Annotated in this window: 6 protein-coding genes; 3 read left to right on the forward strand and 3 right to left on the reverse strand. The window is 39.6% G+C overall.

The features are described from left to right. Positions 1–752 precede the first annotated feature (752 nt). The 3 genes from F7734_RS59890 (at position 753) to F7734_RS59900 (ending at position 2,769) form a co-directional block, all read left to right on the forward strand. Entirely contained in the window at positions 753–1,361 is a 609-nt protein-coding gene (locus F7734_RS59890) for a hypothetical protein (RefSeq protein WP_155753618.1), read from the forward strand. A gap of 628 nt (positions 1,362–1,989) precedes the next feature. Next, the gene (locus tag F7734_RS59895; RefSeq protein ID WP_155753619.1) at positions 1,990–2,262 is read left to right on the forward strand and encodes a hypothetical protein; all 273 of its coding nucleotides are present in this window, start codon (positions 1,990–1,992) and stop codon (positions 2,260–2,262) included. 261 nt (positions 2,263–2,523) lie between these two features. Further along, on the forward strand, positions 2,524–2,769 hold the full coding sequence (locus F7734_RS59900) for a hypothetical protein (protein WP_155753620.1): 246 nt from the start codon (positions 2,524–2,526) through the stop codon (positions 2,767–2,769). On the opposite strand, the gene F7734_RS59905 is transcribed toward F7734_RS59900, so the two are convergent. From F7734_RS59905 to F7734_RS59915, 3 genes are all read right to left on the reverse strand, one after another. Then, positions 2,766–4,481 (reverse strand): ATP-binding protein, encoded by a 1,716-nt coding sequence (locus tag F7734_RS59905; protein ID WP_155753621.1) that lies wholly within the window; start codon positions 4,479–4,481, stop codon positions 2,766–2,768. The genes F7734_RS59900 and F7734_RS59905 overlap by 4 nt on opposite strands. Before the next feature lie 104 nt (positions 4,482–4,585). Next, the gene (locus F7734_RS59910; protein WP_155753622.1) at positions 4,586–4,963 is read right to left on the reverse strand and encodes a hypothetical protein; all 378 of its coding nucleotides are present in this window, start codon (positions 4,961–4,963) and stop codon (positions 4,586–4,588) included. Between the two features lie 335 nt (positions 4,964–5,298). Further along, complete coding sequence (locus F7734_RS59915) at positions 5,299–6,351, reverse strand: hypothetical protein (RefSeq protein ID WP_155753623.1); 1,053 nt, start codon at positions 6,349–6,351, stop codon at positions 5,299–5,301. Positions 6,352–6,551 lie beyond the last annotated feature (200 nt).

Below are 6,551 nucleotides of genomic sequence, written 5' to 3' on the forward strand. Positions count from 1 at the left end.
CCCTAACCCTCCCCTTGGAAAGGGGAGGGAATTGGAAATTCAATTTCCCCCCTTTATAAGCTATGCATTGGGCATATCTTTCTTAACATTTACGAGAGTAAACACTCACGTTTTTTCTAACCCTGATTCGTTCGTCGCTAATTCTCAATAAATACAGATTTTTTGCAAGAAGAATAAGTGTAAATTTGTCAAGCTATCTAATGATGTCATCGTCCAAAAGGTATACCATATAAGGGTTTTAAGATTGTAAAGAAAGATGTGACTAATGGATAGCTTTATAAGGGGGGATTAAGTGGGGTAAATATGACTTGTGTGTACACCGTAACCTTTTTAAGGGGGTAATAATGCAATAAAAATCACAGCCAACCACTTTTCAAACATCCTCTAGGAGTTTATGATAAAGATTATATTTCCACATAATTTTTAGTTTTCCCTCTTTTTCTAATTTTTGATAACGATAAAAATTGAGAATTTCTTCTTTTCTACTCTATACATTTTCCACTAAATTTGTAGAAACAGAAATAAATAGATTCTAACTATTAATTTTTCTATATTATTATTTTGACCATGCTAATTTTACGTAAATTTACTAAATCAAAAAGAATAGTAGAGAGAATATGGCACGCTTGTTAATATAATCCCACGCAGTATGCTTAAGATTATCTGTATATTTACCGCAAAGAGCTCAAATTGTGTAACTATCGACTACAGCGTAATTTTTTAAGCATTCTCTAGGAACTTAGGTAAAAATTATGGCATTTGCAACCCGAATCATCTTTTTCCAAGATACACTTCTCAAGCAAGAGCCAGTTCAATCCAGTCAGCTACCCAGCTTTAAACTTGTAAACATTCCAGCTTTTACTGTACTAGTTCTTCAATCCTACACGTTCCTAATTACTCAAGATCATCACAGAATCACGCTTAAGAACCTTCAATTCAAAGGCTTTACTAGCTGGTACGTATTTGCACCACACGTAGATATATTTTCTGACGAATTTTTTCCCATCCAAACGGTAGGTGATATTGCTGCCGAACAACAAAGCAATAATGAAGTCAAAATTTTTGTAGATCGGGACTCTGTTGGCAACCAAAGGAATTTTTTAAAAATAGTTGCGAACACTCAAACTGTCTTCAAACGCGAACCTGTTGACTCATCTATTCTTAGAGATGAGTTGAAACAAACAATCCCAGCTGGTACTGAACTTGTTCTTGCAACTGGTAGACCTGATGGCAGTGGGGCAGTGAGGTTTCCTCTTGTTAAGAATCATGTTCGATTTTCTCTCCAAAATCCAGATATTAAAGGCTTTTCTAGCAATTGGTATGCTTACGAGGAACATGTTGGTATCGATCGCCTTGGTTAAAAATAGGGTGATTGCACGTATAGCAATCCTATTTGAATCGTAAAAATTACTTTTTTTAAAAAAACCGCACCAGGCGCAAAGAACGCAGAGGAAAGAAAGAGGGAGGGAAGAAAGTCAGAAAGCTTATTATATTGTTTGGTGGGCTAAAGCCCACCAATTGAATGAGGTTTTTGTCTTGAGTAGGTATGAGCAATTAGAGCAAAAATAAAAAATGCTCTGTATAAAGCAGAGCAAGAACAAAAATCAGAAGGAAGATTATATTAACTAAAAAATTTAATTGACGAAATTACACATAGATAAATTGCAACCAAAAGCAAACTACTTGTAAGAATCACTTAACCGTGAATCTTCAGTTTCCAGACCAATCAAGCGATAGATAAAATCAAAAACCTTTTTCATAGCTAGTTCCTCATTGGTGGTTCACACTTTTCAAATTACAGATAAAAAATGAAGAACTTGTGGAGAATTCCAAAATTTGTTGCGCCTGCAGTGCGATCGCACAACTACGGTTAATCATTACACTTTGCGACTAGCGGTAGCGTTTGTCACTCAAATATCTTGCCGCACGTTTGACCACTCCAGATTCCGGGATAATTTATTTCAGGGGAATTCTTAAGACAAACCATAATTGTCACTTTACAAGACCTATTGGGTTATTATTCTTTTTTGGAATTTAAATACTTTGCTGGCAAGCCACGTACTAACTACCCTAGTACGTGGTTTTTATTTACAGCCTACTCTTTACTGGTCTTGCAATGATGCGAACCACCCAACCCAAGTTATTGTTGGCTCGGAACCTTTATCTGACAAAAATTGGACGGCTTTTGCTGACCACAATACGTTATTTGTTCCTGCTGAATCATTGCAGCCAATCACTAGCCGATTGGCGATCGCTTGTTAAGTGCTACGTTCATGTATCGAGGATAATTTATTTCAGGGGAATTCTTAAAACAAACGATAATTGTCATTTTACAAGACCTTTGAAAGTATTATTATTTTTTGGTAATTTAAATACATTGCTGGAAAGCCACGTACTAGAATAGTTATTATGTGGTTTTTATTTATAGGCAAGAACCGCAAATCAGGAAAAAGCGCGATCGGCTTACTCTTGGAGAAGAATGTGCTAAATCCTCGAAAAATAACCAAATAAGGAAAAGACTCAATGCAATCGGCTTTACGTATTGAAACCAAGGTTTTACCCGGCAATAAAATAGAAATCAATTTGCCATCAGAAACAGTTTCTGATTCAGTAGGACAAACTGTTGAAGTCATTATTATTCTTCCAGAGAAGCCCAAACTGAGTCGTCAGAACATTCTGGAATGGATTGAACAGGTTCGGAGTAACCTAATTGCCAAGGCAAAAAACACTAACCACTCTACGGGCGCGGCGCAAGAGCGCCCCTACTAAAATTCAATATCATCATCATCCTCAGAAATCGCAACTTCACTTTCACGGGTTGCATAGGGAGGAAAGGGGAAGTTGATAAGAATAGGGGATGGAACTTCCGGCTGGTGAACAAACATAGTACCTGATTTTAAAAGGAGCGATCGCTTGCGACAACCTCCAGAGAGAAAGTTATATTCTGCACTTTCGGCTTCTGCGGAATCGAGTCTACCAACGACACGAATTGCGGCTTGTCCCACAACGCGACGTTCAACTTCTGAGGCTGTTTGTTGTGCGCCTATCAGAATTATTCCCAAAGAACGACCCCGTTCGGCAATTTCCACAAGCAAATTTTTAATTGGACTGCGTCCTTCACGAGGAGCATATTTATTCAATTCGTCAAGAACTATAAAAACAACCGGATATTGTCCCCGCTTTTCCTTTGCTGCAAACAGTCTTTGTAAAAGTATCCCGACAACAAACTTTTGTGCTTTTCCTCCTATCTTATTAATATCAACAATCGTTATTTGATGCGAGGGCGATAGAGGATCGAGTTGATATTTTGCTATTTGTTCGGGTGGTAAATCTCCGCGAATCAAATGCCCTATTTCATCGCGTATTCCCCACAAGCGTCGTATCAAAGCCTCAGCAGTTGCGTTGGTATTTCGCCCCAACCAACTGTTATCTTCATTTTCCACTAACTTATCTTCTAAAAATTCAATTAATTCTCTAAACGTTGTGACTTTTTTCTTCTCCGGCGATCCATAAGGTTCTACATCCAGATGCACTCCAGGCTTTCGGTTATTTTTTTTATCGGTTTTATCGTTATCTTCAGCAATGCGGGCTAATTTTTCCTCTACAATAGAAACTAAAAAACCTAAATTTCCCCTTTCTAAATCTTCTCCAGCAAAGAGGAAACTGAAGAGGCGATCGCGACACAATTCTCTCAAACTCCACAAGTATACCGAAATATTATCAGCCCGTTGTTCCAAATGCGGGTCTACATCATGACTGCCTTTTCTTGGTGCAGCACAAAAACGCACATCTTTAAATGGTTCGGCTGGTATTCCCAAGATAGTATATTGTGCTAAATCATCTTCTTTCAGTTTGGCATTCTGCTTATCTATAAAAAACAAATCCTCACCTTTGACGTTAAAAATCAAAGCTTTGGTATTAGCACGATGATAACCTAAAGCAGCAGAGTGAAAAATTCCGTGGAGTAAAAATAAAGCATAAGATGTTTTTGTCGCTACCCCAGATACCCCAGAAATATTAATATGTGCCCCTTTTGTTCCATCAATAAATTCATAGTTAAAATAAGCTGGACTGCTATTCCGCATAGTACCTGCGGGGATGCGTTTTTCCATGCCATCAAAATGCAAAGCACGTTTTAATTCTTCATCAACAGCAAGATTAACTGTATCGCCCGGTTGCGGTGGTAAATATTCTTCTGGTTCAATGCGCGTCACTTGAATATGAGCAGCATAAGAGACATTCACAGGCAAACTACCACTTTTTGCCAAGAAAGTATCTGTATCAAACTGAGTTCCTTCATGTAAGGTGCGAACATAATCAACCACACCATAAAATTTTACAATACCACTCCCATCAGGACGGTGAGTTTGCACTTCCACCACATCATCCAGGCGCAAAACTTGACCGGGTGACACCGCAACCCAAAACTCTAAGGGGGTTGCTTCTTGAGTACCGAGGATAAAACCGACGGGAGTTGTCATGGCAAAACCCCTACAGACGCTAAAAAGTTTTGTACGCGCCTTTTGATCGGAATAGCATCACCTATCATAAATATCACCACAATCGGTATCAAGAATCCAAAGGCTCAACTTGCATCCCTCTCAAGATCGGAATCTTCTATATTAAGAGCAGCATCTAATTCCTGACGATACTCCTGAATATACTGCTGAACTGTGTCAAAGTCTGAATCGTCTTTGAACACGCCTGCAAATTTCATCCAAGGTCTTTTAGATTGCTCAGCCTGCGGTAATTGGATTTCCATCGGAATGACTTCAATTTTGTTCTTATGCTGAGCCACGATCTCCTTCAGTATTGCAAGTGCCTGCTCGCGATTCGCGGCTTCGACACGATACTGTGGAAGTTCCAAAATAGATGCGATCGCGCTACCATCTTCTCTAGTTTCCAGTACAATATTGACCTTTAAATTAGTGGTTTGTGATGTTACTAAAGTGCTGCTTTCCATAAAGTTTGGACTCTCACTTATCTATTTAGATGATAGCCTTAGTATTACTGTTCTAGCTGCTATAGCCTTTCTCAGTCTCATAAGCTACACCCCCTTTCATCCCCCCTTAGTAAGGGGGGACAGAGGGGGGTAATTTTTGTACCTCACCAGGTTGAAATTTGCTGTATTGACGATTCATAAGATATTATTGCCAGACAAGACATAAATCAAAAGGGCGCTTATCGTTGATGGTATTGGGTTTGAGCGTTAATTTCAAAAGATAGTTAAAAAATCTTTTATCTGAATAATTTGTTGAAACAACATTTTCAGTCAACAGCGTATTTTTACCAATGTTGTCATGGCAAAACTCCTACAGACGCTAAAAAGTTTTGTACGCGCCTTTTGATAAGAATAGCATCACCCATGCGCCGCCCTAATTCTCGTTCGAGTGCGCCAACAGGAGTGAGGTTTTGTGGGGCGCGGGGGTCTTTGTAAGGATGGGAAGCATATTCAGGAATGAGATGGGCGGTTTGATCTGCGATTGTTTGTGCTGTTGTCAGAGGAACATCGCTGGACAATTCCAATCTAACAACACCGTGTAAATTGTGGTAACCAAAACGAGCTGAAGAGGTTTGAGCGTGACCGGATTTCAGATACCAACTCCAGTGGGGACGGTTGTGTTCTTTAATTAAGAAAATGGGGGTACGTTCTCCTGGGTTCAATTCCCACAACAAGGCTGCATATTTTTCACTAAGATAATTTTTATGCATTGTTTTGACATAGCCCACTGTGAAATTCAAGGAGTTATAAGGTAACCGCCCGTCACGAATGATTAAGGTATCTGGGTTGAAGGTGAACTGTTGGGCGGCGAGAAGTGCTTCTGTCTTGAGCATGGTATTTTGAACCAGATTTTTGGGAACGTTGGGATTGTTTTCCACGTAAGGATCGACTGGTTCGTAGATTAACTGTGCTTGAGTTCCCAGAGGACAGGGAACTATGGTTTCTGGTGCTTCTTGGTTTCCTCCAAATCCAATTATACGGCGGATATGAAACTGGGAACAGGTGGCGGTACTGGTTGTTCTATCCACAAGGACAGCCCCTACTGCGATCGTTCCAAAAGCTCCATAGGCAATGGTATTCCCACTACCACCAATTAAAGTCGCATCGATGCGACGGCGACCATCTATAAATATAAGTCGTTCGGGTAACGTAAGTTGCGATGCTGCAAAGCAGCCGCTTCGCGAACGCTCTCTGGAAAACTTTGTCCAGTCTGCTGTTTCTACAGTTGGATCTACCTCGCTTTCAGATAACGCCAGTTCCTCTATGTCTATAGGGGAATCATAGTTATTAGCCCACGGCTCAAGCCTAAAGTTATTTTGCTGCCAAAATTCGTTTTTGTCATTGGTCATTGGTCATTAGTCAATAATCATTGGTTGTTTGTTCAGGATTTATGCATAGCCCCCTTTTTTAGGGAGGTTGGGGGGATCTACAAAGCGTGAAATCCTTAAAATACCGTTGAGGCTGCGTAAGTCCTGTTTGTCATTTGTCATTGGTTATTCTCCCTTATCAAAATTAATAATACAATACTATATAAATAAAACTATATTTC

It is taken from the genome of Scytonema sp. UIC 10036 (assembly GCF_009725235.1).